Genomic DNA, 1,119 nt, shown 5'->3' on the forward strand with positions numbered 1-1,119 from the left:
GTTCGTCAGGAATGGTTACCTGTAACTGAATCACACGACGGTTATCTGCTGATGTTATTTTGAAATGGTAGTTTTCAATCTCTACAATTTCGCCACGAACCGGCAGGTGACCGAGTGCTGTCATAACCATGCCGCCTACCGTATCCACTTCATCGTCACTAAAGGCAGTTCCAAACGTATCGTTGAACTCTTCAATAGTGGTTAAAGCTTTAACAGAGAAAGTATGCTTACTCAGCTTACGAATATCTAGCTCTTCTTCATCGTCGAACTCGTCTTCAATTTCACCAACGATTTCTTCGAGGATATCTTCAATGGTTACCAGGCCAGAAACTCCGCCAAACTCATCGACAACGATAGACATGTGGTAGCGCTCTTCTTGGAACTCTTTGAGTAGGCGATCAACACGCTTACTTTCAGGAACAACCACGACAGGGCGAATCACTTGTTCGATATCAAATGGGGCACTTTCTGAACCCAAATACTTAAGTAGGTCCTTCGCTAATAGAATGCCTTCAACATGGTCTTTATCTTCACTGATCACTGGGTAGCGAGAGTGTTGAGCATCAGTAATAAGCGCAATCAATGTATCTAAATCATCGGTGCGTTCAACTGTAACCATTTGAGAGCGAGGCAGCATGATGTCGCGTACTCGCATCTCTGAAATTTCCATTACACCCTCGAGCATGTCGCGCGTGTCGTGGTCAATTAGGTCATTAATTTCTGAGTCGCGGATTACATCTACGAGCTCTTGGCGATCTTTAACTTCACCTTGAAATAGTTGGCCTAGGCGTTCAAAGAAGGACTTTCTACTCGGACCTTCAGATTTTTTACTTCCCTCAGAAGTGGGGGGGTTACCTTCGTTCATGATTTCTCAAAAAATAACGCTATCAGAAGTGTGATAGCACACGTTACAACTCAGATTCCTGCGAAAATCACAGGTTCGATGAGTTATTGTTTCTCTGCAACCTACTTTACTAGAATCGATTTACTTTTCTAGAATATACGGGTCTTCAAACCCCATAGTTTGCATGATTTCTGTTTCGAGTGACTCCATCTCTTCAGCTTCATCATCTTCGATATGATCATAACCTAGCAGATGCAGACTGCCATGTACAACCA

At 43.3% G+C, this 1,119-nt stretch carries 2 protein-coding genes; both read right to left on the minus strand.

What is annotated here, in order from left to right:
• Positions 1-865: CNNM family magnesium/cobalt transport protein CorC (corC, locus tag AB4496_RS28135; protein ID WP_372133323.1), on the minus strand; the 865-nt coding region annotated here is incomplete at its 3' end.
• Between the two features lie 120 nt (positions 866-985).
• The coding region (gene ybeY, locus AB4496_RS28140) for an rRNA maturation RNase YbeY (protein WP_372133326.1) at positions 986-1,119 on the minus strand (134 nt) is incomplete at its 5' end.

The organism is Vibrio sp. 10N.222.46.A1, from assembly GCF_041473595.1.
In the GTDB taxonomy this organism is placed as follows: Bacteria; Pseudomonadota; Gammaproteobacteria; order Enterobacterales; family Vibrionaceae; genus Vibrio; species Vibrio tasmaniensis_A.